The organism is Streptomyces sp. NPDC001156, from assembly GCF_053598275.1.
Genome location: NZ_JBSFJX010000125.1, coordinates 1 through 23,529 on the forward strand (window position 1 = coordinate 1; position 23,529 = coordinate 23,529).

A 23,529-nucleotide genomic window follows, 5' to 3' on the forward strand; every position below is an offset into this window, starting at 1 on the left:
GTCTCGCCCACGAACTCCATCCGGTTCAACGTCCGCACCGCCGCGAGCACGTGGGTGGAGTCGGTCCGCTGACGGCCCCCCGCGCGCAGCAGCCCCAGACCGGAGATGCGCTCAAGGACCAGGTCCAGGACCTTCTCCTCCAGGCCGTGCTCGATCAGCCGGGCACGGAAATCACCAAGGACCGTGAAGTCGAACCCCGGATCGTCCAGTTCCAGGCCCAGCAAGAACTTCCAGTCCATCCGGGCCCGCACCTGATCAGCGGCCTGCCGGTCGCTGAGTCCCTCCGCGTACTGCAGCACCGACACCAGCGCCAATGCCCCGGGCGAGACCGCCGGGCGCCCCCGCGGGGGAAACGCCTCGGCGAAGGATGCGTCCTCGAACAGCGGGCCGATTGCCTCACGAACACGGATCGCCAACGTTCCCTTCGGGAACGAGGCACGTACTACCCGCGCGGTCAGCTCCGGCACCCCGACATCGCGCCACGACTCCAGCGACACCCGACCCCCTTGATCGACGACACGCCGATCCTGACAGTCCAGGCCATCCGCCATCACCGGTTTGCGGATTTCCCAACGGAGTCGTTTACGGGGGAGGAACCGGACCAGAAGTGCCCGCCCCACAGGTACCGGCGCACGTGCGCGCTGTACTCCTTCCTGAGCAGGCGGGCGGAGACGCCCTTGAGGGAGTTGACCAGCTTGGAAAGCTGGACCTTGGGTGGGTAGTGCACGAGCAGGTGGACGTGGTCGTGTTCGCCGTTGAACTGCTTCAGCTCGGCTTCGAAGTCCGTGCACACATCTCGCATGATCTCCTCACACCTGGTGAGCATGGCGTTGGTGAAGACGCCGTGCCGGTACTTGGGTGACGAAAACCAAGTGGGCATGAAGGTTGTAGACGACATGACGGCCCGTGCGTACGTTGGGATTCGGGTTCCAGCCGGACTACGCCAGTCAGCGAGGCGGGACACGATCTCGCCGGGCACACTCTCCGGGTGCGTGCGCTGCTGAGCCAATGTGATCCGGGCGCCGGTGGGTGCGGAGATCTCGAGGGCGGGACGCCCCGTGCTGCAGCCACTGTGAGGACCCGGTCACCAGCGGCCGACGCGAGTCGCCCGCCGCGAGGCGGGTCATTCCGTCCCAGGAGCACCGGCGCCCACGGCTTGCCACTCCCGCGCCTGTGACGGCCGAATACGACTACATCGCCTTGATGGCCGTGCTCACGCGTGGGGAGTGATCACGGCACGTCCTTGGATCTTGCCGTCGTGCAGGAGCTGGTAGGCCTCGTCGGCGCACTCCAGAGGGAAGTGCTCGACCAGCATCTTGATCTTTTGCTGCTGGGCGAGGGTGATCACTTCCATCAGTTCGGGAAGGGAGCCCCAGTAGGGCGAGGCGACCGAGCACTCGTGCGGCGGGCTCGAGAAGTTGACGGGCAGGGCTCCGCCGCCGAGACCGACGATGGTCAGGTGGCCAAGCACCCTGGCCATCTGGGCAGCCATCCGCAGAGTCGGGTCCATGCCGACCATGTCCAGCACGAGCTGAGCGCCCTGCTGCGCCGTCATGTCCTTGATGCGCGTGACCGCCTCCTCGCCCGAGAGCAGCACCTCGTCCGCGCCCATGCGCTTGGCGGTCTCCAGCTTGCCGGCGTCGGTGTCCACGGCGACGACGGTGGTCGCCGCGCTGAGCGCTCGCACCATCTGGATGGCCATCTGACCCAGACCGCCCGCCCCGATCACCACCGCGGTCGAGCCCGGCCCCAGCAGGTGCAACGATCGCTTGACGGCGTGATAGCTGGTCAGCCCCGCGTCGCTGAGCGGGGCGGCCTGGCGTGGGTCGAGAGTGCCCAGCGGAATCAGGGACCGCGCCGCCGGGACCAGCAGGTACTCAGCCATTCCGCCGTCGTGACCACCTCCCAGGCCCCCGCCCTGACCCCTGAACTTCTGGCAGTAGTTCTCCCGGCCCTCGCGGCAGTTGGCGCACACCCCACAGCCCCACGGACCATAGACGACCACAGGGTCCCCGGGCGCGAACCCGGTGACACCCGGTCCCAGCCTCTCCACCCATCCCGCATTCTCATGGCCGAGCGTGAAGGGAGGTTCCGTGGCGAACCCGGGTGGTGGTCCGGGTGCCTCCATGATGTGCAGATCCGAGTGGCACGCACCGGCACCCCCGACCTTCACCAGGACCTGCCCCGGCCCGGGCTCGGGCACCGGCACCTCGCGCAGCTCGGGCGGCTGCCGCCATCCGACCAGTTGAAAAGCCCGCATAGCGATCCTTCCCGCACGCCGAGTCAGTCGCGGATCCCGTCGATGTCGACCAGGACGTGGCGCGGGCCGCGGAAAATCTGGTTGTGGCGGTACGGCGGTGGGTCCTCCACGAGCCGGGGGTTCTCCACCCGGCGGACGAACTCGCCGACCGCGACCTGGACCTCCAGCCGCGCGAGCGGAGCGCCGAAGCAAAAGTGGATCCCCTGGCTGAACCCGAGGTGCTGGTTGTCCCGGCGTTCGAGGTCGAGCTCGTCGGGGTTGGCGAACCGCTTCGGGTCCCGGTTCGCCGAGCCGTACGCCAGGAAGATCGGCGCGCCCTTCGGGATGGTGGTGCCTGCGATGTCGACGTCTTCCGCGGCGGAGCGGGTGTGCCAGAACTGGACCGACGACTCGAAGCGCAGCAGCTCCTCGACGCCGGGCACGATCAGCTCGGGCCGGCGGCGCAGCTTCTCGAGCGCGTCGGGGTGCCGCAGCAGGGTGAGCACGCTGTGGGCGATGAGATTGACCGTGGTTTCATGCCCGGCGAAGATCAGGAGCAAGGCATTACTCGCGAGCACGCCCTTGGACATCGCTCCCTCCGGGCCGTCCTCGTTCACCATCGCCGAGAACATGCCCGGGCCGGGCTGCCGGGCGTACCGGTCGAGCAGCTCAGCTGCGAACTGCTCGAACTCCTCCACGGCCTGGCGCCCCCCGGCCAGTCGGCTCCGCATCTCCTCAGAGGCGGCCTCGGGGCCGAAATCCAAAGCGCCCAGGGCCGTCTCGACCCAGTGGTGGAAGCGTGGCTCGTCTTCCAGTGGCACGCCCAGGACCTTGCAGATCACGGTCACCAGATGACCGCCTCCGTGATCGGCTCGGCCCCCGCCTCCGCCGAGCGCTCGGCCAGGGCCGCAACCGGGACGGGGAGCTTCCTGGGATCCGAACTGACCCGGGGGTCGTGCAGCAGCGCGACGACCTCCCGGTAGGTACTGACGACGTAGGTACCGTCCGGCTGCCGCGCCACCGGCGTCCTGCGGAGCTCCTCGTAGAACGGGTACGGATTGGCGCGATTGGCGTAGCGGAGGGCCTGCTGCCAGGGGGTTTCCTCGACCACGAGGCTCCCCTCCTTCTTCCTGTCGATGCTGTCCGTTTGAACGCTTGACCTGGCGAGCGCGTCAACGAGGGCGAGGCCGGAACTCGGCCCTCCGCTCGCTCGGGTCGTGGCCGGTCAGGACGACGTCGGGGATCGCCGTCGGGACGCCGGGTTCCGGGAACTCGGCCGGCATCGGCTTCATGTCAGGCGGCTGGTCCCAGCCCGGCGGCGGAGGCGGGAACGGACCCGATTGCTCGATCAGCTTTCCGTAGTACTCCAGCCACTTACCGTGATCGAAGGTGACGGCGGCGACGACGCGGCCCCGGTGACCGTAGGCGGCGGCGAAACGGCGCTCCTTGACGGACCCCTGTGTGAAGACGATCTCGTCGCCGAAAGGCGGCACGCCGACGGACTTGATGTTGACGCCGAACTGACCGGACCAGAAGCCGGGCAGCAACAGATGCGGGCGATAGTTGGGTTCGAGGTTCACCATGTTGTGGGCCGCGGCCTCGGCACCGAGCACGGCGTTGTCCCAGTGCTCCATCGCGAGGAACTGGTACTCGTACAGCACGTGGGGCGCGCGCGCCACGTCCCCTGCCACGTAGATACTGTCGGTGATCACGCCGTTGATGTCGAAGGCGCGACCGCCGGCGTCGCAACCGATGCCCCAGAAGCCGGACGCCAGCCCGGAGCCCTCCAGCCATTCCACGTTGCGGATCGACCCCAGCGAGGCCACCACCACGTCGGCGTCGACGGTGGTTCCGTCCGAGAGATGAGCACGCCGCACGTGTCCGTCGGAGTCGCCCTCCAGTGACGACACACCCAGCCCGCAGCGCAGGTCCACGTCGTGCTCGCGCTGCATCTGCGCGGCGATCTCACCGATCACCCCGCCGAGCGCGCCGACCAGCGGCGCCGAGCCACGCTCGACGACGGTCACCGGGATGTCGAGTTCGCGGCAGACGGAGGCCACTTCCGAGCCGATGAAACCAGCGCCGATGACCACGACCCGCGACGGCGGCTCGGCCAGCGCCTTTTGCAGCTGTGCGGCATCATCACGCGAGCGCAGCGTGTAGACCCCGTCCAAGGCGGCCTCGTCCGGGTTCGGCCACTGTCGCGCGCGGGTGCCCGTGGCGATCAGCAACCGGTCGTACGGGATCTGCTCGCCGTCGGCCAGGCGCACCTGCTTGGTGGCCCGGTCCAGCCCGGTGGCGGCCACTCCGAGCCGCCACTTGGCATTCACTTCTCGCAGGCGGGGCAGCTTGGTGTGGTCGGCCGGCACCCAGCCTTTGAGCACCTGCTTGGACAGCGGGGGACGGTCGTAGGGCTCGTCCGGCTCGTCCCCGATGATGGTCAGAGACCCGGTGAAGCCCTCCTCACGCAGGGTTTCCGCGGCCCGCAGCCCGGCCAGGGACGCACCGACGATGACGATCCGGCCGCTGGCCCTGAACTCGCGCACCAGCTCTGCGACCGTTGCCGGCAAGGTCATGACGTCGCGCTCCCCTCCGCGCCGTCCAAGCGGTCGATCACGATCGCCTGCACCGGGCACGCCGCAGCGGCTCGCTCAACCTGCAGGCGTCGCTTGTCATCGGGGTTCGGCTCATAGGTGAGCGCCTCCTGACCACTCAACCTGAAGACCTCGTGCGCCAAATACACGCACTGTGCGTATCCTTGACACCGATTCAGGTCCACGACGATCCGCATGGCCGCACTCCTTCCGATCTGCCTCCCGCCCCACGGCGACCATCGACCGTCGACGCGGTCATGCAGCCCTGTGGCGGTTGCATCCCGTCAGGTGACCCAGCTGGACAGCCCACCCGTCGTCCCGGCCGACGCAACCGGCTGAGCACCACATGTTCGATCTTCTTCGCCACGGCGGTACTTTCGCGGTGACGCTTACTGCCGGTGAGCGTCACGGTCCTAAGGTCGCGGTCCACATCCGATGGCGTCGGCATCGAGGTTTGCCCCGGCCGTTCCGCCCTAAAAAATAGTCGCCCCGTCTTCCGACGGCCGCAAACCCGCTGTTACGGAGAACAGGTTCTCTCAGCTCAGGGCAGCTGTAGTTGTCGGCCCGGGCTTCGGTGAGCAGGGCGGCGACGGCCTGGGCGGCGGTCCGGCTGTCGTGTCGCGCGGAGTCGGGCCACATTGCATGCACGGGTGTCAGCCCGCGTCTGCACGCGTGCCTGCGGCTGCGCGCCGAGGCCAGCAGCCGGGCCCGGGCCGACAGCGTGGAAGGCACGTCCACCACGTTCTCGCCCGCCGCGGCCAGTTGCTGGGCGAGGGTGCGGCCCGGGCCGCGGGCGCCTTCGACGGCGAAGCGGCGTTCGGGCCACTGCTCGCACCAGCGCATCAGCTGGCGGAAGGTGCCGGCATTGACGGCGGACCAGCGCTGGGCCAGCTGATGGCCCGCGGCGTCGACCGCGACGGCAGTGTGGGACGACTTGTGAGGGTCGACGCCGATCAGAACCACAGGGTCGAGCCCGTGCCAACCGGCACCCGCGACGCTACGGCCGCGAACCGCGCGTCTGGGATCGATTGAACAAGTCAGGAACGGTGTACGCCCCTATGGAGCACGGACACGCGGTCGTCCGCGGCCGTGCGGCGCCGACGCTGACCGGGGCTCTGCCCATCTGGGCGTGCGGTTTTTCGCTCCTTGCCGCGGCTGGCCGATCCGGCTCCGCCGATCAGTGCTGGGGGTGCGGACGGGTGTGGAACAGGGGTCGCCGATGGGTGGCTGTGGCCGGAGCGAGATGGCCGACTTCGACGCGCGTCCTGATGGCGCGGACGACCTCGGTCAGGCCCAGAACTATGGCCATGACGCCCGCTACCAGGGTGAGTGTCGCGATCGAGGCGAACGGCATGACGATCAGCACGATGCCCGCCAGAGAGCCGATGATGCCGAAGGCCACGTGCCAGCCGCGTGCCGGCATGTCCTGAGCGGAGGCCGCCGCAGCCGTCTCCATAGTGCCGCGCAGCAGCCAGCTGAAGCCGATCCACAGGGCGAGCAGCAGAATCGACTGCAGGGCGCCCCGGAAGCAGATCAACCCCAGCATGATGGAGAGCGCACCCGTGATGAAATGCAGTACCCGAAGATGCCGGGGCACATGCGTGCCAAAGGCGCCAGCCAGCTCGAAGACACCTGTGACCAGCAGATAGACGCCGAAGAGAACGCCGACGACCCGCAGCGTCGCACCCGGCCAGACCAAGGCGATGACGCCCAGGGCGATGGTGGCAACGCCCATGGTGAGCAGGATCTGCCAGCCCAAGTTCGCCAGAGCAGCCATGCCTTCGGCCAGGGGCGCCTCTTGTGGCTTGGTGCCGGGCGGGGGAACGGGGTTCGAGGAATCGGAAGGAGATGTCATGACGCCTGCCTCCTCCTTCTGGGAGCAGCGTGGCCACGTCAGTACACGTCCATCGTCATCCGATCGGCCTCATGTCGCTCGGTGGAGACGGAAAATGCGGCGGTGGTGCGTGGCGCATGCGGTGCTCCTTGAATAGGAAGTCATGGTCGGCGTGCCGACGCGGCCTGGACCGGCGAACTCGCTCACCGTTGTTCTAGCTCCGCACGAGACGGAGACGGTTGCCATGGATCCCGTCGTGACGGTGGGCCTCGACGGCTCACCCGAGAGCCTCGCCCGTTCTATGGGCCGTCGCCCGGCGGCGCGCCGCGTGCCATGCAGGTGCGCCGCGCAGCCGAGAGGTCGACGAACAGTCACTTAAGGACGTGCTGTCCTCGCGCTGGGAGGCCAGTTTCGCGTAGTTACGTGTATTGGCCGACGACGGATCCGTGCCCGAGGGGCCTGCCGGCTGCTCAGTGAGCTGAAGCAGCTCGGCGGCCCAACCGTGGAGGTCATGGGCGCGATGCTCTCCCGGGGATGGACCGGGGGCTCTTCTGCGATGCGGACTCAGCCGCCGTCAGGGTGGTTCCGTGGCCACGGTGATGGCGCCCCCTGCTGCCCGGCCGCGGCTGCACAGCATGGGTGCCCAGGCCGCTACGGCGGCCGCGAGGTCGTCTCCGCACGTCCTGCCGAGGCGGGGCCGGGCCGCGGTGGCGAGGACGACCCGGTCGGGACGGAGCAGGACGGCGCCTGCGGTGCCCATCCAGTGGACCAGGGCGGTTGTGCCCGGATCGGCACCAAGGTCGGCGCCGCCTGTGCCGGGCTTTGGTCGCCGAGGGTTGTGCAGGTGGATGACGCGGGCGTCCAGCGCTCGCACCAGCGCGTGCAGGGCCGGGCTGAGCGGCGCGGCGGCCAGGAGCGCGAAGTCTTCGCCGAGCAGGTCGTCCAGCGGGCGTTGGCTGCCATCGGTGCCGGGGACCAGGGGTTGGGGGCACAGGGTCCCGGGACGCGGGTGGCCGAGGCGGCGGCGGGAGCTGATCAGGGGGCCTGGCCTCAGCGGCGGGCTGACAGCGGACAGCACGAGATTGGAGGCGCCCGGGAGGCGGGCGATGGCGGGCAGGACGGCATTGCGGGCTAGTGCGGTCCCCGTTCCACCCCCGGTCATGAGAGCGCCGACGCCCACGGCGGTGCGGATCAGCTGCCGTGCGTGGAGGCGGCGTTCGGCCTGGTAGGTGTTCAGCAGGGCCTCGTTCGCCCGGCCGGTGAGGACACGGGCGAGTTTCCAGGCGAGGTTGTGGGCGTCGCGCAGGCCCGAGCCCATGCCCTGGCCGATGAAGGGCGGCGTGAGGTGGGCGGCGTCACCGAGTAGGAAGATGCGGCCCTTGCGCCAGCGGTCGGCGACCTGGGCACGGAAGGTGTAGGAGGCGGTGCGCAGGACGTGCAGTTCGTTCTCGGAGATGCCCGGCGTCCAGGGGGCGATCAGCTCGAGCAGACGCTTGCGGTCGGTGAGCTCCTTTGGCTGCTCGCCCGCGCGCAGGCGGAACTCCCAGCGGTAGCGGTCCTCGCCGACACGCATGTAGGTGGCCGCCCGTTGCGGGTCGCATATCTGGTGGACGCCGTCCCAGGCGGGCAGCGGCCGGCGGCAGCGGATGTCGACGACCAGCCACTGCTGGGCGGTGGCGAGGTCCTGCATGCGGGAGCCGATGGAGGCGCGGACCAGGCTGTTGGCGCCGTCGCATCCCAGGACCGCGTCGGCCAGGAGCGTGTGGGAGACACCGGTGTCCTCGTCCCGGAAGGACACCTCCACCGGAGCGCCGCTGTGCGGGGGCGGAGTCACGGCGGTGATCTCGATGCCTCCGCGCAGCGTCACCAGGGGGTGGTTTGTGAGGTTGTCCCGGAGTAGCTGCTCGAGTTCGGGCTGGTCGAACATGTTGGCCTGGGGAAAGCCGTGCCGGCCGCACGGGTTGTCGCGCAGGAACTCGGCCAGTACCCGATGGGAGCCGTCCAGCAGTCGCATACCGCGGGCGGGGCGGCTGATCTCGCTGAAAGTCTCATGGATGCCCACGGCCTGGAGGATGCGGTGCACCTCGTCGTCCAGGTGGACGGCGCGCGGCAGCGGATACGGGGCGCGGTGGCGATCCAGGACCAGGGCGGGCACGCCGTGGCGGGCGAGGAGGGTGGCGACGGTCAGCCCGGTGGGCCCGGCACCGATTACCACGACGGGCACGTGCTCGGGGGCGGTGGCGGTCACGAGTTCAACGCTTTCATCAGGCCCAGCAGACGGGCGCGGTCGATTTCGTTGTCCTCGCGCAGCGCGGAGATCGCCTGGAGGAGCATGCCGGGCGAGGGGGTGGTGCCGAGGAAGTCCCGGGTGGCCGGCGGGCCCCACTGGGCCAGGCCGGAGGCGGACATGGCGGCCCAGCCAGGTTCCAGCGTGTCGTCGAAGACGTCGCCGTCGGTGAAGTGCTCCATCATGAAGCGGTCCGGGTCGCGCCAGTAGTCGAAGATCTGGCTGCCCTGGATGTGCCGGCCGATGCCCCAGGAGTGGCGGTAGCCGCACTCGCGCAGGTACTCGCCGCCGGCCGCCAGCGTGTCGAGGTCGGCGACCTGGTAGGCGGAGTGGACATAGCCCGTGTCGGGGCCCAGGTGCATGGCCAGGGTGTGGTGGTCGGCCGGTTCGCTGCCGCGGTCGCAGCGGATGAAGGCCATGGTGGGGCCGCGGTCGCGCTGCCCGTCCAGGTAGAGGAAGTCGCTGACGATCAGGCCCAGGTGCTGCAGGTACCAGTCCAAGGCGCGCCGGAAGACCCGGGTGGACAACACGACGTGGCCCAGGCGCTGCACCTGGGAGGGTGTGCGGGGCGGGCGCTGGGTGGCGTTGACCCGGGCGGCTGCGGTAGTGGTGCCGGTGTTGAAGATCAGGGGCTGTTGCAGAGAGCGTGCGGGGTGCTCGGCGACGCCGTGTACGACGCGGACCGGGATGCCGGAGGGGTCGAGCAGGTCCACGGCGCGGCCGCCGCCGTGCTCGGTGAGGGGTCGGACCTCGTGTCCGGTGGCGCGGGCCAGCCGGTCGAGGTCGGCGGCGTCGGCGGCCTGGAAGACGGGTCCGACGAACTGGGAGGCGGGGCCGCGGCGGATCACCAGGCAGTGGGTGCCGGCCAGGGCACCGCGCAGGTAGAGGGTGTCGTCGGTACGGGCGGCGGTGGTGAAGCCGAAGTCGTGGGCGAAGGTCTCGGCGCGGTCCAGGTCGGGCTTGGTGAACTCGAGCCAGGCCAGGTCGACCACCTTGATGACGGGCTGGGCGGCGCGGCCGGGGTGTTCCCCGCGCAGAGCGCCCTGTTCGCTGTGCAGGCCCTGGTGGGCGTCGGCCGTGGGGACGGGGGTGGGTGCGGGGTCGTTCATGGCGGATTCCCTTACGGCGGCTCCCGCGACCGGTTGCAGTGGTGGCGGGTGCGGGCTGGGTGGCGGTGGGGATGCCCGGCTCGTCTGGTGCAACAGCGGTCGGCGGGGGCCGGGCGTGGGCGGCGGGTGAGGGGCCCCTACCGTGCGAGCACGGTGTTCAGCGCGGTGGTGAGTTCGGCAAGGGGGTCGGTGGCCGCGCCCTGGGCGCGCCAGCCGATGAAGCGGTCCGGGCGCACCAGGACGGCGCCTTGCGGGGTGTGCCCGCGTGTGGCGGTCCAGGTGGAGCGCAGGTCGCGGTAGTCGCCGTCGACGTGGCCGACACGGATCGCGTCCAGCGACAGCCCGCTTTGTGCGGCGAGTTTCTCGGCGGCCTCGCACCAGGCCTGGCCGTCCTCCCCGGCGATCAGCAGGAAGCGGCCGGGGCGGACCAGGTGGGCCAGGGCCAGGCGATTGCCGTCGAGGTCTTCCAGCCAGGCGTGGGGCAGCGGGTTTCCGGGGCGGGCGGCTGGCTTGTAGACGCGGATGGGGTCGGGGTTCTCGGGTGCGGGAGTGCCGTCGGGGACGATCGCCGCGGAGTCGTAGGTGTAGCCGAACTCGATGCCAAGTTCGTTGAACTCCATGGACTGTGCGGCCACGGTGGCCAGGAAGGTGCGGCGGAACTCGGTGTCGGCGGGGTCCTCGCTCCACAGTCGGCGGGCCTGCCGCCAGTTCTCCTCCTCGCCTGCCTGCGGCCCGCCGCCGAAGAGGGCGTTGATCGCAATGTGGTTCATGGCGTTCTCCAGCGAGCGCTGGACGTTGGCGGAGTCTGACGGCCGGCGCTCGGCCTCGTAGGTGTCCAGTAGGGCGTCGTCGGCATGGCCGTTCAGGACGGCGGCGACCTTCCAGGTGAGGTTGTGGACGTCGTGCATGGCGGAGGTCAGGCCGAGGCCGCCGGTGGGCGGGTGTCGGTGGGCGGCGTCGCCGGCGATCAGGACGCGGCCGGAGCGGTAGCGGTCGGCAACCACGCCCTCCAGGGACCAGCGGGAGATCATGTGGACCGTCACCTGGCTGTCGGTCAGCCCCAGCGCCGTGCGCATGTCGGCCAGCACGGCGTCGTCGTCCAGCGCGCGGCCGTCCTCGGGCCCGTAGTTGAGGTGGAAGACCCACTCCTCGGACTCGGGGCCCCAGTGGTCGGGGCCCATGGGCACGAGAACGCCGGGGATGCCGAGGTCGGGCAGCCACAGCCAGCGGATCAGCACATCGGGGTCGTGCGCCCAGCGGGACAGGTCGGCGGACAGGTGGAAGGAGACCACCCGGGCGAGGTTGCGCACGCCCTCTTGGACGATGCCCACGGCGGGGCCGACGGTGCGGCCGCCGTCGCAGCCCAGCAGGTAACGGGCCCGCACCCGGTAGGTCTCGCCGGTGTCGCGGTCGGTGACGGTGGCGGTGACGCTCTCGTTGTCCTGGGCGAGTTCGGTCAACTCGTGGTGGAAGCGGACCCGGCCGGGCGCGAGTTCCTCGGCGCGGGCGCGTAGGACCGGCTCCAGGCGGATCTGGGGCAGGTTGGCCTGCCGCTCGGGGCTGGCCGCGAGCCACTCCGGGGAGTGGCCGCCGGCGCCCCAGGCCTCCATCTTGGCGACCTGGCGTCCCCAGTCCTCGCCCTCGCCGGCCAGGCCGACGTACCAGGCGGTGTGGGACATCTGCTCGGCCGGGGTGGAGGCGGCGTAGATGGTGTCGGCCACGTCGACGTCGCGCATGACCTCCATAGCGCGTTGGTTCAGGACGTGGGCCTTGGGCAGGACGGAGGTGCTGGGCCAGGCGGTGACTAGCAGGGATTCGATGCCGATGCGGCTGAGCAGCATGGAGGCGGTGAGTCCCGCGCCGCCTCCGCCGACGATGAGGACGGGGACGTCGATGTCGTTCATGGGTTACTCCGTGGGGTGTCGCGGCTCGCGGCCAGTGGGTGGGGACGGCTCAGGAGAGGCAGGGGAGCAGCGCGAGGGCGTTTCCCCGGTCGGTGGCGTGGTGGCTGACGGTGTCGAGGCCGGGTGGCGGTCGTACTCGCTGGTGAAGTGAGCGACGGCGAGTTCAGTGCGAACTTCGCGGCGGCTGGGAGCGTGGCCGCTGTGCTACTTCGGCCACCGCGTGGAGGCGCGAGGCGGCAGATGCTGGCGGACGTCGATGCGGCTCATGGTGATGCTCTTTGGGTCCCAGGCGGCGGCTGGGCGGTCACGGCGACACGTCGGCGTCGGCCACGGGGTGTGCGGTCGGCTAGCCGCCGACCAGAAGGACGAGATGGGCTGCGGCCAGGGCGCCCACGACGGCGGCTGGCAGGCAGCGGGCGGCCGGGTCGCCGCTGCGCAGGTGTACGACGACGGCTCCGGTCATGAGCAGGATCAGGCCTGCTGAGGCGGCGGCACCGAGCGCGGTGATCCGCAGGCCGGCCAGCAGCCCGGCCGCTGCCGCCGCCTCCAGAGCGCCCAGCATGCGGTAGTGGGTGGTGGTCATGCCGACGTGGGCTGCGGCCTGGCGCATCGCGGGCACTGCCGCGAGCTTGGCCGACCCCAACAGGAGGAAGATCCCGGCCAGGACGACGGCCAGGACGATGGTGGCGGTACTCATGGAGGTGTTCTCCCTGTGCGGAAGGGATGGCTCGCTGCCATCCGGAAGCGGGTCGCTGTGGCCCAGGTCAGGTGCCTTGCTGGGGGGCGTACTGCCAGTGCAGGACGTACCGGTCGAGGGCTGCGGTGGCCCTGCGCCGTACCGCCTCGTCGGCGGGGGCGGGCAGCACGACGCGGACACCGCCGTCGTGCGGCCGGCACACGATCCGTTCCGGGTCGCAGTCCGCGCCTTGGGCGGCCAGTTCGGCGTGGACCGCGCGGCGGGTGGCGTCCAGGCGCAGGCCGAGCTTGTAGGGCTTGCCGACGGCGGTGAGCGGGATGGCGTCGATCACGAGCACTTCTCGCGGGGCGGCGGCGCGCTCGGGTACCCGTTCGGTGGCCCAGGTGAGCAGCTCGGCGGGGTCCACGTGGGCGCCGGGGGTGAGGGTGACGTAGGCGACGGGCACCTCGCCGGCGTGTGGGTCGGGACGGCCGACCGCCGCGGCGGCGGTGACCTCGGGGTGGGCGAGGAGGGCGTCCTCGATTCCGGCGGGGTCGATGTTGTGGCCCCCGCGGATGATCAGGTCCTTGGCGCGGCCAGTGAGACAGATGAAGCCGTCGGCGTCGATGCGGGCCAGGTCGCCGGTCTCCAGCCAGCCGTCGCATATCTTTCCGGCGGTCTGCAGGCACGGCCCGTGGGTGGTGTGCTCGGTGACGTAGCCGGCGAAGACCACGGGGCCACTGACGGCGAGCACCCCGGTGGTGCCTGGCGGCAGGTCGTGCCACTGGCCGGTGTCCGGGTCGATTCGCACGGTCTTGACCTGCTGGTAGGGCAGGCGCCGACCGACGGTGCCGGGTCGGGTGTGACCGGGCAGGCCGAGGGCGGAGGCGCAGGTCGCCTCGGTCAGCCCGTAGCCCTCGCACAGCGGGATGCCGGTGTGTTCCTCGAAGGACTCCCGTACGGCGGGCGGTAGCGGGGAGGCGCCGACGGCGGCGAACCGCATGCTGGAGATGTCCGCGTCGACGGGGACGCGTGCGAGGACGGAGTACACGGTGGGTACGGCGGACATCGCGGCGATGCGGTAGTGCTCCACCAGCTTCCAGAACACCCCGTACAGCTCGGGATCGCGGTAGCCCAGTGGCCCGGCCCACACCACCCGCTGGCCGCGCAGCAGGGGGCCGAGCAGGGTGACGATCAGGGCGTTGACGTGGAACAACGGCAGCGCCGCGAACATCACCGAGTCCGTGTCCAGCGGGATGCTCGCGGCCACCATCCAGGCATCGACGACCTCGTTGGCGTGCGTGTGCGCGGCGAGCTTGGGGGTCCCGGTGGTGCCACCGGTGTGGAAGTAGGCGGCCAGATCGTCGGCGGCTGGGGGCTCGATGTCCACCAGCTTCTCGGCGGGGTGCGCCGCGGCCAGCTCCGTGAGGTAGTCCACGCGTACGCCCTCGACCGGTTCCAGGGCCGGGGTGGGGCCGTCGGCCGCGGTGGGGGCCAGGGCCAGCAGCGCGTCCAGGCGCAGAGCGGAGGCGACCTGCCGTGCTGTGGCCCACACTTGCGCATCCAGCTGCGGACCGGCGGCGATGAGCACTCGTGCCCCGCCGCGCCGAAGCAGCTGCTCGACGTGTTCGGGCGCCAGGCCTGGGTTGACCGGGGCGGCGATACCGGCGGCTTGCGCGGCCAGAAGCGCGGTGGGCAGTTCTGCGGTGTTCGGCGAGAGCAGGGCCACGGCGTCGCGGCGGGTGACGCCGAGAGAGCGCAGCAGGTTGGCGGTGCGATGCACCTGGTCGCGCAGCTGCGCAAAGGTCGCGGTGGCGGGGCGCAGGAAGTGTGCGGCATCGGGCAGGACTGTCAGGGCCGGGCGGTCGGGCCACAGGCGGGCGGCGCGGAGCAGGGTGTCGTAGGTGGTGGCGGGCAGGCCGCGCTCGTGCAGCGGGACGGCCTCGATGGCAGGCAGGTCTGCGGGGCTGTCGTAGGTGGGCCACAGCAGGTCGATGGGAGTGAGTGTCACCGGTGCGCCTTTGCAGGGTGAGGGATGGGGTGAGTGGCCGGCCCGGTACGGGGAAGCCGGGCCGGCCGGTCCCGGGCGGGGGTCCCGGGAGTGGTCAGCGGGCGCGCACCACCGTGCGCTGCTCGCCGAGGTCGAGTACGCCGTCGTCGGTCGCGATGCGGGCCGTGACGACGTCGCCGTCCTTGAGGTAGTCGGAGTTCTTCTGCTGGCGGGCGAAGAACTTCTGCCAGCGCTTGTGCGGGGGCAGCAGGGCGGCAAGCGTGGCCAGGAGCTTGCCCGGGGACTTGAGGGCGGTGCCGCCGGGAGTTCCGGTGAGCAGGACGTCACCGGGCTTCAGGGTCTGGAAGCGGGCCAGCAGGCTGAGTGCGCGCGCGGGCCGGACGATCATGTCCGTGGTGGTGTGGTCCTGTCGGGTGGTCCCATTGACCTTCAACGTGAGCCGCAGGTCCGGCAGTCGGGCCAGGTCGTCGGCGTCGACCAGGAACAGGCGGGGGCCGAGCGGGGTGAAGGTGGGGTACGACTTGGACTCGTAGAACTGGGTCTTGGGCAGCTGCACGTCGCGGGCGCTGACGTCGTCGGCGACGACCAGTGCGGCGACATACTCCGGCAGGGTGGAGTCGGTGACCTCGGTGCCGACCGGCAGGTCCGCGCCCATCACGAGGCCGAGTTCGACCTCGTAGTCCAGGAACCGCACGTGCTGTGGACGCACGATGTCCTGGTAGGGGCCGCTGACGGACCCGGAGGCCTTGCGGAAGAACGCGGGCGGGACGGTGTCCGGGTCGAATCCGCAGTCCACTGCGTGGGAGCGGTAGTTGACCATCTGCGCCACTACTCGGCAGGGGGTGGTGACGGGCGACAGCAGCTCCCCTTCTCCAGCGGAAACCCCAGCGTCGGGGTCGGCTGCGGCGCGGGCGGCCGCCTCCTGCACGGCGGAGCGGTCGGCGAGCAGGCCAGCGGTGGTGTCCGCATCGGTGACGACGTGGTGCAGCCATCCTGTGCCGCTCTCCACCCACCAGCCGTCTGAGGTACGGACGACCTGGATACTCATCGGCTCTCCCGAGTCCTGGACAGCGTCGACCGAACTGCTCCCGCGAGCAGCCTCCGGTCACTAGTGATGGAAGAATCAGTCCAGATGAGGAACTCGTCAAGGGGTGTTTCAATCACTGATGAATAAATCATCATGATCCAATGGGTAGGGTGTGGGGATGACTATCGACGGACAGGGACAGGGCAGGGCCGATAGCCAGGTGCCCAACCGCCTGGATCGGCGCAAGGCACGCACCCGGGCCGCGCTGGTCGCCGCCGCGCAGAGGCTTCTCGCCGAGCAGGGGCGGGCCGACGTGAGCATCCAGGAGATCACCGAGGCGGCGGACGTCGGCTTTGGCTCCTTCTACAACCACTTCACCAGCAAGGACGAGCTGTTCGACGCCGCCGTCGCTCTCACCTTGGAGGAACATGGCGCTCTTCTGGACTCCGTCGTAGGAGATCTGAAGGACCCGGCGGAGGTATTCGCCGCGAGCGTCCGCCTGACCGGCCGACTGCAGCGCACCCACCCGCAGATGGCCAGGATCTTCGTGCGTACTGGTATGCCCTACCTGACTTCCGAGGGCGGCTTGGCCCCGCAGGCGATGCGGGACTTGCAGGCTGCCGCCGACAGCGGGCGGCTGGACATCGATGACCCCCATACCGCCGTCGCCATGACCGGCGGCGCCCTGCTCGGAGTGCTGCACCTCCTGGAGACCCGCCCCGACCTCGATGCCGAGCGCGTCACCGATCAACTGGCCGCCCGCCTACTGCGCATGTTCGGCCTGACGCGCACTGAAGCACAGGAGATCGCCACCCGGCCCCTGCCCGCGACCTGAACTGGAAGTCCCCGTCAAGCGTCTCCTCCAGGGCGTTCCAGCCGATCAGATAGTCAATCTTGCAGCAGTGGATGCCCCAGTGAGGCGACCGCCAGCTCAACGCGGCTCGGAGGCGCCCTGCAGGTGACGCGCTGCTCAGGCTCGTGGCGTACGTGCTGTACGACGCGGTGAAGGACCTGGCCGCGTCGCTTCGGCTGCCTGTGCGGTCACAGGTGGGGTTGCGTGAGTTGGGCCGGTTCGTGGGCGAGGCCTTCCGTGCCCGGACGGTGGAGATCACCTTTCTCGGCTATACCGGGGAGACGATCTTCGGCGCGCTTAACGGCCGCTTGGAGGAGCTTCTCGATGATCCCGGACGGACCAGGCGTGTCTGCATCAGGGTGCTTGTGCCGGATTTCGGGCAGCCCATGACTGTCCCGTCCAGGGTGGGGCCGAACGGCGAGCCGCTAGACGACTCCGAATCCCGGCGACGCCAGGAACGGAGGTGCCAGGCGTACGACCAGTCGCTGTCCGTGCTCGCGGAGCGGCTCAACAGGTTGGGACGGGTGACGGTGGAGAGCGAGTTCCGCCTCTACCCCGGGGTACCGAGGGACAAGATCTGTATTTTCAACCGGGAGTTGATGCTGCACGGTCTTTACGATGTGGTCGCCCGCACGATCGACCATGAGTACTACGACCCCAGGGGCTTCCGCACCGATCTGAATGTCTGGTCGGCGAGGGACACCGACGGCTCCTTGGACTGCTCGTTCTGTTGTCCCGGTCTGGGGAGGCCAAGGAAGTCGAGCTACTGTCGTTGCGGCACGAGAACGCGGTATTGCGCCGCCGGCTCGCGGTACGGCCGCGGCTGACCTGGCCGGAGCGCGCCGTGCTCGCCGCCCTCGCCCGGCACATGCCGGCCCGGCTTCGCTGGCATCGCTTGATCACCCCGGGCACCCTGCTCACCTGGCACCGCCGGCTCGTCCGCTGGAAGTGGAAACAGGAACCGGCGCGCACCGGACGGCCGCCGGTCTCCGAGAGGCTCACCGCCGTGATCCTGCGCCTGGCCCGCGAAAATCCGACCTGGGGCTCGGCCCGCATCCAGGGCGAGCTCAAGCGCTTGGGCCACCGAGTGGGCGCCTCAACCATCCGCCGCATCCTGCGCAGCGCGGGACTGGGCCCCGCTCCCCGACGCGGTCCCCAGCAAGGTGGTTTCCTTCGGGCGCAGGTTTTCGGGGTTGGTGAGCAGGAGGCGGCTGGCGTGGCGCGGGGTGGTGACGGGACGGTCGCCTTCAGCGCGGCCCTGGTTGAGGTAGCGGTGCAGCAGGTTGAGGCTGCCGGTGTAGCCAAGTTCCTTGATCTCACGGAACAGGTGCAGGACGGGCACGGCGGGGTCGGCCTGGCGCCGTTCGCGGAGGTGGTCGCGGTAGGGGTCGACGAGGGTGGGCCGGTAGGCGGGGGCGATGCGCAGGGCCTGGGGTTCGGGCATGCGGGCGTAGCGTTTGACGGTGTTCAGGGCCAGGTTGAGGCGGCGGGAGCAGTCGAGCAGGCCGACGCCCTGGCCGAGGAGGCTGTGGACCTTGTGCCAGCGGTCGCGGGTGGTCTGCTCGCGTACTCCGCCGGGGCGGGGCGGGTTGATGGTGGCCCAGCAGTCGGCGTGGGCGCGGACCTCGAGCAGGACTTTGTCGCACAGGTTGCGCCAGAGGTGCCATCGGTCGCTGACCTGCACCGCGTCGGGTAGGGCGCGGCGGACGGCCTCGGCGTAGGTGGCCTGTGGCCGATCCGTCCCGGCACACGACCTCGATGCCGGGATGGTCGCGCAGCCAGGACTCCAGGGTGGCGGCCTCGCGGTCGGGCAGGACCGCGACGCGTCTGCCGGTCTCGGCATCGGTGATGATCGTGGCGTAGCGGTGGCGGCGGCGCAGGGCGAAATCGTCCACGCCGATCACCCGCGGGATGGCCTGTTGCGGCAGTGGTAGGCGCCGTAGATGGCGCAGCGCGGTGCTGCGGGAAACGGGCACGGCCAGCAGGCCGGCGAGGCGGGCGGCCGCCCGGCCGCATAACTCCCGCGCCACCTGGGATATCTGGCTGGCCAGCCGCACCGTGCGGCGCTGATGGCGCTCCAGTAGTCCGGGAATCTGCTCGCGGAAGGTCTGCCGCCGGCAGCCCAGGACCGGACAGACCAGCCGTCGTACGCGCAGGTGGAAGACGACCTGGCGGCCGTCGACCGGTACGTCCGTCATCGTCCGGTGGTGATACCCGTGCACCTTCGCCGTCGGCGTCCCGCACACCGGACAGGGCACTGCCACATCCCGAATGCGGCCCGTGACCACCACCGCGTCACCGCCGTCCGCCACGTCCTCGACGACCAGCACCGACAGCCCGGAAAACACCGTCCCCATAAGGGAGTTGACATCCATCACAAGATCGTGATCGCGGACGGCTACTCGGTGTCACCACCGACTACGGGCCAGAGCCGTTAAGTTGACACACCCGCGCGTAGGCGGCCATGACGAGGGTGATGTGGCGTTTCCAGGCGCGGTAGCCGCGGACCTGGGTGCCGTCGAGGGCTGTGGCCTGCTTCGAGACTTGGAAGTCGTCCTCCACGGCCCACCGGCTGCTGGCGACCTTGACCAGGTCGGTTAGGGAGCAGGCGTAGTGCTCGGGCACGAACGCGAGGTAGTAGGCGAGTTCGCCGGTGCTGATCGAGCGGCGGATGAGCACGTGGTGGCGCGGGGAGGCGGTGGCGATCCACGCCCAGTCGTAGTAGCGCGGCCCTTTCGACCCGGCGCCTGCCGAGCGCCGGTTCCACCCACGCGGCTCAACGAGACCGAGCGCCTGGTCGGCCCGCATCTGTTCGTGCCCTGAGGTGGTGATCGTAAAGTCGCACCCGACGGCGAAGACGTAGCCGATACCGCGGTACTCGAACACCTCGCGCAACTCGCCGCTGCGCCCGTAGACCTCGTCCGCAGTGCCCCACGCCACCGCGAGCTCGGCGTCCAGGGCACGTTCGGCCTGCGCCTTGGCCAGTTGTGGCTTGCTGGCGAAGGCGTGATCGGCAGGGAAGCCGGCTTTCGCCATCCGCTCCGGGTCGGTGAACCATTGTTTCTGCACGTACAGGTCCCGGTCGATCAAAGCGTGCCCGGCCGCGGTGGCGTAGGTCGCGTACACGGCGACGATCGCGTTCTCAATCCGCCCGGCGGTGCCGGTGTACTGCCGCCCGGCCCCAGCCGTGGAGCATCCCTTCTTCAGATCGCCGGTCTCATCGAAGATCAGCACCCCGCCGTCGCCCAGGTGCCCGGCGACGAAGCCGCGCACCTGATCGCGCACCGCGTCCTCGTCCCACACCGCCCCGGACAGCAGGTGCTGGAGCCGGTAGGGCCGCGCGTACCCGGCCGCCTGCGCGATCGCCCAGCAGTTGCCGGACACCCCCGGGCACAGTAGCCCCTGCACGTACGCCGTCGCGTTCGATCGCAGGTCACGTCGAGAGAAGAGCGGTGCGATGACCCCGGAAAGCTCTGCGAAGTGCGCCTCGAAAGCGCCCGCGTCTACATTGGCGGTGCCGACCGCCCCGTATTCAACTTGAGTCACACCATGATGATCACGGGGCGGTCTGATCGACGTCGGAATCGTCGGCTTCTTCGCTGTCAGACCTCCCGTTTACCGTGGTGGCATGCGTTATCTGGTTGAAGCGTTCGCCGTCGGGGCACTGCGTCGTGGAGCAGAGATCGAGCAGTTCCTCGGACCGAAGGAACACAACGGCGAGCGGGGCGTCGCATGGGTGGAGATCTGGCCGCGGGAGCAGGGCTACGTGATCACGCTGTACGGCGGCGTGGATCGGGCCGACGGCTACCAGGGACGGCGGAATCTCTACGAGCTTCCACCGTTCCTCTACCCGCATGAGGACGACGAGGATATGCCCTTCTGTGAACTCGGGATCGCATCCGAGCCGCTGGGGGCGCTCGAGCTGGCAGAGTCATTGACCGGGGCAGTCCGGAGCAGATGGATGAACCGCGGCCTCGGCATGGACGAATACGCCGACTACGTACGAGCGGGCAGCCCAAGCGTGTGGCCCGTCAGCTAGGGCCAACCACGCATGCACCTTCCCACCAGCGAAGACGCCAGCACTCATCGCGTCGAGCTGAGTCAGACCACGAAGTCCGACTGCCGTACTAGGAGCAACCGTGCCCCTCGACACCCCCACCCCCAACGGCCCCGACGGCACCCTCCAGGTCCGCACCGCCTTCATGATCGTGCAGCACACGAACGGCGAGTGGGAGGCCGTGACCGACTTCGGCAAGCCGGTCACGGCCGAGCACACTGCTAGCGTGATCGAGATGAAGTTCGGAGCGAGCGAAGTCGTCTCGGACATCGAGGCCAGCAAACAGGCCGCGATCACCGCGCACCAGCTCATGGCGATGACCGCGCAGATGCAGCAGGCCGCCCAGCACCAGGCCCTCGCCGACAAGCTCAAGCTGTGACGCTCACAGCTAGCGCTGAGCCTCCTTGGAGACCAGCGCCACCGCTTCCTCCACGTCGTCCGTCAGATGGAACAGGAGAAGATCCTTCTCCGCCGCCTTCCCCTCGGCCACCAGGGTGTGCTTCAGCCAGTCCACCAGGCCGCCCCAGTACTCCGTGCCGTACAGGACGATCGGGAAGCGGGTCACCTTCTGGGTCTGGACCAGGGTCAGGGCCTCGAAGAATTCGTCCAGCGTGCTGAGGCCGCCCGGCAGGACGACGAACCCCTGCGCATATTTGACAAACATCATTTTTCGCACAAAAAAGTAGCGAAAGTTCAGGCCGATATCGACGTACGGGTTCAGCCCCTGCTCGAAGGGCAGCTCGATATTGAGACCGACCGAAATCCCCTTGGCCTCGCAGGCGCCCTTGTTCGCCGCTTCCATGGCGCCGGGTCCGCCGCCGGTGATCACCGCCCAGCCGGCCTCCACGAGGCCGCGCCCGAGCCGGACTCCGGCCTCGTACTCGGCCGAGTCCACCGGTGTCCGGGCCGAGCCGAACACACTGATCGCGGGAGGGAGTTCGGCCAGGGTACCGAAGCCCTCGATGAACTCCGACTGGATGCGCAGCACGCGCCAGGGGTCGGTGTGGACCCAGTCCGAAGGGGCGCGTGAATCCAGCAGACGCTGGTCGGTCGTGCTTGCCTGAACCGCGTCCCGCCTACGCAGCACTGGTCCGAGCCGCTTCTCATCCGGCGGGATCTTCTTGCCCTCGGGGTTGCCAGTAGGCATGTGTGCTCCCTCCGCTCGGGCGTCGTTCCACTTCAGCGTAGAGTCACCCCGGTTATCAGGCTCTCCTGTCACTTCCGTGGGTCGCTGACCTGGCCTGATACACAGAACACGCCGTATCCCGGATACGTTTCGGCTTGCGACAGAACGAAACGGAAGAACCTGGATACGGCGTGCGATTTTCAAGGATATGGACTCGGCTGCTGGGTGTCGAAAGGACGGTGATCGAGGCGGTCGAGGTCGAGGAGAGCGTGCCCGATGCTCAGGCTGCAGAGGATGTGCTGATCGTGGTGCATGCGCGCCCTGCACGTGGGCGCCGGCTGCGCTGCGGGGTCTGCGAGCGGCGTGCGGCAAGTACGACAACGGGGAGGGGCGGCGGCGGTGGCGGGCTTTGGACCTGGGCACCTTCCAGGCGGTGATCGAGGCGGATGCGCCGCGCGTGTGGTGTCCCGATCACGGCGTGACGGTGGCCTCGGTCCCGTGGGCCAGGCACGGCGCCGGGCACACTCTGCCGTTCGACGAGACGGTGGCCTGGCTGGCCACGCATTGTTCGAAGACCACGGTCACCGAGCTGATGCGGATCGGCTGGCGCACGGTCGGCAGCATCTGCGCGCGGGTGTGGGCGTCGGTGACCGAGCGGGTGGACCTGCTGGCGGGCCTGCGCCGGATCGGGATCGACGAGATCTCCTACAAGAAGCACCACAAGTACCTGACCATCGTGGTCGATCACGACACCGGGCGCCTTGTATGGGCGGCACCGGGCCGGGACGCGGACACCCTGCGGACCTTCTTCGGCCTGCTGGGCGAGGAGCGGGCAGCGAAGATCACGCACGTGACCGCGGACGCCGCCGAGTGGATCTCCACGGTCATAGCCGAGCAGTGTCCGAACTCGGTGCGGGTGATGGACCCGTTCCACACCGTGCAGTGGGCCACCGACGCCCTGGACGAGGTCCGCCGCGCCGTGTGGAACGCCGAGCGCGGCGGCAAGGGGCGTTCCACACGCGGCTCGAAGTCGCTGAAGAAGGCCCGCTTCGCGCTGTGGAAGAACCCAGAGGACCTCACCGCCGGCCAGCGCGCCCAACTCGCCTTCATCGCCAAGGCTCATCCCACCCTGCACCGCGCCTACCTGCTCAAGGAGGGCCTGCGGGTCGCCCTCAAGCAGGGCGAGAACATCGCCGAGGCGTTGTGGGACTGGGTCACCTGGCCCGGCGTTGCCGTCTGGAACCCTTCGTGAAGCTGCAGCGCTCGATCGTCAAGCACTGGGACGCCATCGTCGCGGCCGCCGAGCACGGGCTGAGCAACGGTCTCGTCGAATCCATGAACACCAAGATCCGCCTGATCACCCGCATGGCTTTCGGCTTCAAAGATCCCGCAGCGCTCATCGCGCTCGCCATGCTCAGCCTCGGCGGCCACCGGCCACACCTACCAGGCCGTCACCCTGCATGAACCCACCCACGGAAGTGAAAGTGACAGGAGAGCCGGTTATCAGCGGGGGACGTGCGCATGTCCTCCACGCAGCACTCCACCCGAACATCCCTATTAATACTCCAGCTGTAGATCGTGATCCGAGAGGGGCGTGTCGGCGAGGGACGGCCGTTATTCCAGCCACATCCCGTCGCGCATGATGACTCTCCCGCGTAGCTCCGGCTCGTCGCGCCAAGCGCGCACAGTCCTCGGGACCACGCGTACATACAGAAAGGAACCGTTCCTAGTCAGTGAGCAGGAGTGAGTCTTGTACCCAGTCCTGGTCAACTGGCGCATCCCGAACGGTGGTGGATGCACTGGTCTCCCGCG

At 69.5% G+C, this 23,529-nt stretch carries 20 protein-coding genes and 5 pseudogenes; 6 read left to right on the forward strand and 19 right to left on the reverse strand.

Features of this window, described 5'->3' with window-relative positions; all coding sequences use genetic code 11:
• The 15 genes and pseudogenes from ACWDA7_RS36095 to ACWDA7_RS36165 all read right to left on the reverse strand — a co-directional run.
• Window positions 1–497 (reverse strand): transposase (locus ACWDA7_RS36095; protein WP_450610052.1); only part of this gene is annotated, 497 nt, incomplete at its 3' end.
• A 95-nt stretch (window positions 498–592) separates the two neighbouring features.
• Window positions 593–872 (reverse strand): annotated as a pseudogene (tnpA, locus tag ACWDA7_RS36100) (IS200/IS605 family transposase); the annotation flags it as partial.
• 341 nt (window positions 873–1,213) lie between these two features.
• The gene (locus tag ACWDA7_RS36105) at window positions 1,214–2,260 is read right to left on the reverse strand and encodes an NAD(P)-dependent alcohol dehydrogenase (RefSeq protein ID WP_450610054.1); all 1,047 of its coding nucleotides are present in this window, start codon (window positions 2,258–2,260) and stop codon (window positions 1,214–1,216) included.
• Between the two features lie 23 nt (window positions 2,261–2,283).
• Window positions 2,284–3,087: a cytochrome P450 gene (locus ACWDA7_RS36110; RefSeq protein ID WP_450610056.1), complete on the reverse strand. Its 804-nt coding sequence runs from the start codon at window positions 3,085–3,087 to the stop codon at window positions 2,284–2,286.
• Complete coding sequence (locus tag ACWDA7_RS36115) at window positions 3,084–3,350, reverse strand: hypothetical protein (RefSeq protein ID WP_450610057.1); 267 nt, start codon at window positions 3,348–3,350, stop codon at window positions 3,084–3,086. Before ACWDA7_RS36115 ends, ACWDA7_RS36110 begins: the two co-directional genes overlap by 4 nt.
• Window positions 3,351–3,411: 61 nt before the next feature.
• Window positions 3,412–4,815 (reverse strand): NAD(P)/FAD-dependent oxidoreductase, encoded by a 1,404-nt coding sequence (locus tag ACWDA7_RS36120; protein ID WP_450610059.1) that lies wholly within the window; start codon window positions 4,813–4,815, stop codon window positions 3,412–3,414.
• Window positions 4,812–5,030, reverse strand: a complete 219-nt coding sequence (locus ACWDA7_RS36125; protein ID WP_450610061.1) for a ferredoxin — start codon at window positions 5,028–5,030, stop codon at window positions 4,812–4,814. Before ACWDA7_RS36125 ends, ACWDA7_RS36120 begins: the two co-directional genes overlap by 4 nt.
• A gap of 208 nt (window positions 5,031–5,238) precedes the next feature.
• Window positions 5,239–5,796 carry a hypothetical protein gene (locus ACWDA7_RS36130; protein ID WP_450610063.1) on the reverse strand — a complete coding sequence of 186 codons (558 nt, stop codon included), beginning with the start codon at window positions 5,794–5,796 and terminating at the stop codon, window positions 5,239–5,241.
• A gap of 214 nt (window positions 5,797–6,010) precedes the next feature.
• Window positions 6,011–6,688 (reverse strand): HdeD family acid-resistance protein, encoded by a 678-nt coding sequence (locus ACWDA7_RS36135; RefSeq protein ID WP_450610065.1) that lies wholly within the window; start codon window positions 6,686–6,688, stop codon window positions 6,011–6,013.
• A 553-nt stretch (window positions 6,689–7,241) separates the two neighbouring features.
• Entirely contained in the window at window positions 7,242–8,915 is a 1,674-nt protein-coding gene (mhpA, locus tag ACWDA7_RS36140) for a bifunctional 3-(3-hydroxy-phenyl)propionate/3-hydroxycinnamic acid hydroxylase MhpA (RefSeq protein ID WP_450610067.1), read from the reverse strand.
• Window positions 8,912–10,063, reverse strand: a complete 1,152-nt coding sequence (locus ACWDA7_RS36145) for a VOC family protein (protein WP_450610069.1) — start codon at window positions 10,061–10,063, stop codon at window positions 8,912–8,914. The genes mhpA and ACWDA7_RS36145 overlap by 4 nt, the downstream gene beginning before the upstream one ends.
• A 137-nt stretch (window positions 10,064–10,200) precedes the next feature.
• Window positions 10,201–11,967 (reverse strand): FAD-dependent monooxygenase, encoded by a 1,767-nt coding sequence (locus tag ACWDA7_RS36150; RefSeq protein WP_450610070.1) that lies wholly within the window; start codon window positions 11,965–11,967, stop codon window positions 10,201–10,203.
• A 346-nt stretch (window positions 11,968–12,313) separates the two neighbouring features.
• On the reverse strand, window positions 12,314–12,664 hold the full coding sequence (locus ACWDA7_RS36155; RefSeq protein WP_450610072.1) for a DoxX family protein: 351 nt from the start codon (window positions 12,662–12,664) through the stop codon (window positions 12,314–12,316).
• 67 nt (window positions 12,665–12,731) lie between these two features.
• On the reverse strand, window positions 12,732–14,654 hold the full coding sequence (locus tag ACWDA7_RS36160; RefSeq protein WP_450610074.1) for an acyl-CoA synthetase: 1,923 nt from the start codon (window positions 14,652–14,654) through the stop codon (window positions 12,732–12,734).
• 94 nt (window positions 14,655–14,748) lie between these two features.
• Window positions 14,749–15,702, reverse strand: coding sequence for a fumarylacetoacetate hydrolase family protein (locus tag ACWDA7_RS36165; RefSeq protein WP_450610075.1), 954 nt, complete (start codon window positions 15,700–15,702; stop codon window positions 14,749–14,751).
• Window positions 15,703–15,859: 157 nt separating this feature from the next.
• Here ACWDA7_RS36165 and ACWDA7_RS36170 point away from each other — a divergent pair, with 157 nt between their 5' ends.
• The 3 genes and pseudogenes from ACWDA7_RS36170 to ACWDA7_RS36180 form a co-directional block, all read left to right on the forward strand.
• Window positions 15,860–16,516, forward strand: a complete 657-nt coding sequence (locus ACWDA7_RS36170; protein WP_450610077.1) for a TetR/AcrR family transcriptional regulator — start codon at window positions 15,860–15,862, stop codon at window positions 16,514–16,516.
• A 143-nt stretch (window positions 16,517–16,659) separates the two neighbouring features.
• Window positions 16,660–17,361: a hypothetical protein gene (locus tag ACWDA7_RS36175; protein ID WP_450610079.1), complete on the forward strand. Its 702-nt coding sequence runs from the start codon at window positions 16,660–16,662 to the stop codon at window positions 17,359–17,361.
• Window positions 17,362–17,402: 41 nt separating this feature from the next.
• Window positions 17,403–17,624, forward strand: a pseudogene (locus ACWDA7_RS36180) (integrase); the annotation flags it as partial.
• Window positions 17,625–17,672: 48 nt separating this feature from the next.
• On the opposite strand, the pseudogene ACWDA7_RS36185 reads toward ACWDA7_RS36180, so the two are convergent.
• Both ACWDA7_RS36185 and ACWDA7_RS36190 read right to left on the reverse strand, forming a co-directional pair.
• Window positions 17,673–18,909, reverse strand: a pseudogene (locus ACWDA7_RS36185) (ISL3 family transposase); the annotation flags it as partial.
• A gap of 43 nt (window positions 18,910–18,952) precedes the next feature.
• The gene (locus ACWDA7_RS36190; RefSeq protein WP_450610081.1) at window positions 18,953–20,080 is read right to left on the reverse strand and encodes an IS701 family transposase; all 1,128 of its coding nucleotides are present in this window, start codon (window positions 20,078–20,080) and stop codon (window positions 18,953–18,955) included.
• An 82-nt stretch (window positions 20,081–20,162) separates the two neighbouring features.
• On the opposite strand from ACWDA7_RS36190, the gene ACWDA7_RS36195 reads away from it, so the two are divergent.
• Window positions 20,163–20,573 (forward strand): hypothetical protein, encoded by a 411-nt coding sequence (locus ACWDA7_RS36195; protein ID WP_450610083.1) that lies wholly within the window; start codon window positions 20,163–20,165, stop codon window positions 20,571–20,573.
• A gap of 100 nt (window positions 20,574–20,673) precedes the next feature.
• On the forward strand, window positions 20,674–20,970 hold the full coding sequence (locus tag ACWDA7_RS36200; protein ID WP_450610085.1) for a hypothetical protein: 297 nt from the start codon (window positions 20,674–20,676) through the stop codon (window positions 20,968–20,970).
• 9 nt (window positions 20,971–20,979) lie between these two features.
• On the opposite strand, the gene ACWDA7_RS36205 is transcribed toward ACWDA7_RS36200, so the two are convergent.
• Entirely contained in the window at window positions 20,980–21,738 is a 759-nt protein-coding gene (locus tag ACWDA7_RS36205) for an LOG family protein (protein ID WP_450610087.1), read from the reverse strand.
• Window positions 21,739–21,908: 170 nt separating this feature from the next.
• On the opposite strand from ACWDA7_RS36205, the pseudogene ACWDA7_RS36210 reads away from it, so the two are divergent.
• A pseudogene (locus ACWDA7_RS36210) lies at window positions 21,909–23,181 on the forward strand (ISL3 family transposase).
• A gap of 150 nt (window positions 23,182–23,331) precedes the next feature.
• Here ACWDA7_RS36210 and ACWDA7_RS36215 read toward each other — a convergent pair.
• A pseudogene (locus ACWDA7_RS36215) lies at window positions 23,332–23,439 on the reverse strand (pyridoxamine 5'-phosphate oxidase family protein); the annotation flags it as partial.
• Window positions 23,440–23,529 lie beyond the last annotated feature (90 nt).

What these genes read in the sequence shown, in the direction of transcription:
- ACWDA7_RS36105 (WP_450610054.1), bottom strand. Translation starts at nt 2,260, where the DNA reads ATGCGGGCTTTTCAACTGGTCGGATGGCGGCAGCCGCCCGAGCTGCGC.
- ACWDA7_RS36120 (WP_450610059.1), bottom strand. Translation starts at nt 4,815, where the DNA reads ATGACCTTGCCGGCAACGGTCGCAGAGCTGGTGCGCGAGTTCAGGGCC.
- ACWDA7_RS36125 (WP_450610061.1), bottom strand. Translation starts at nt 5,030, where the DNA reads ATGCGGATCGTCGTGGACCTGAATCGGTGTCAAGGATACGCACAGTGC.
- ACWDA7_RS36135 (WP_450610065.1), bottom strand. Translation starts at nt 6,688, where the DNA reads ATGACATCTCCTTCCGATTCCTCGAACCCCGTTCCCCCGCCCGGCACC.
- ACWDA7_RS36145 (WP_450610069.1), bottom strand. Translation starts at nt 10,063, where the DNA reads ATGAACGACCCCGCACCCACCCCCGTCCCCACGGCCGACGCCCACCAG.
- ACWDA7_RS36150 (WP_450610070.1), bottom strand. Translation starts at nt 11,967, where the DNA reads ATGAACGACATCGACGTCCCCGTCCTCATCGTCGGCGGAGGCGGCGCG.
- ACWDA7_RS36155 (WP_450610072.1), bottom strand. Translation starts at nt 12,664, where the DNA reads ATGAGTACCGCCACCATCGTCCTGGCCGTCGTCCTGGCCGGGATCTTC.
- ACWDA7_RS36165 (WP_450610075.1), bottom strand. Translation starts at nt 15,702, where the DNA reads ATGAGTATCCAGGTCGTCCGTACCTCAGACGGCTGGTGGGTGGAGAGC.
- ACWDA7_RS36170 (WP_450610077.1), top strand. Translation starts at nt 15,860, where the DNA reads ATGACTATCGACGGACAGGGACAGGGCAGGGCCGATAGCCAGGTGCCC.
- ACWDA7_RS36195 (WP_450610083.1), top strand. Translation starts at nt 20,163, where the DNA reads ATGCGTTATCTGGTTGAAGCGTTCGCCGTCGGGGCACTGCGTCGTGGA.
- ACWDA7_RS36205 (WP_450610087.1), bottom strand. Translation starts at nt 21,738, where the DNA reads ATGCCTACTGGCAACCCCGAGGGCAAGAAGATCCCGCCGGATGAGAAG.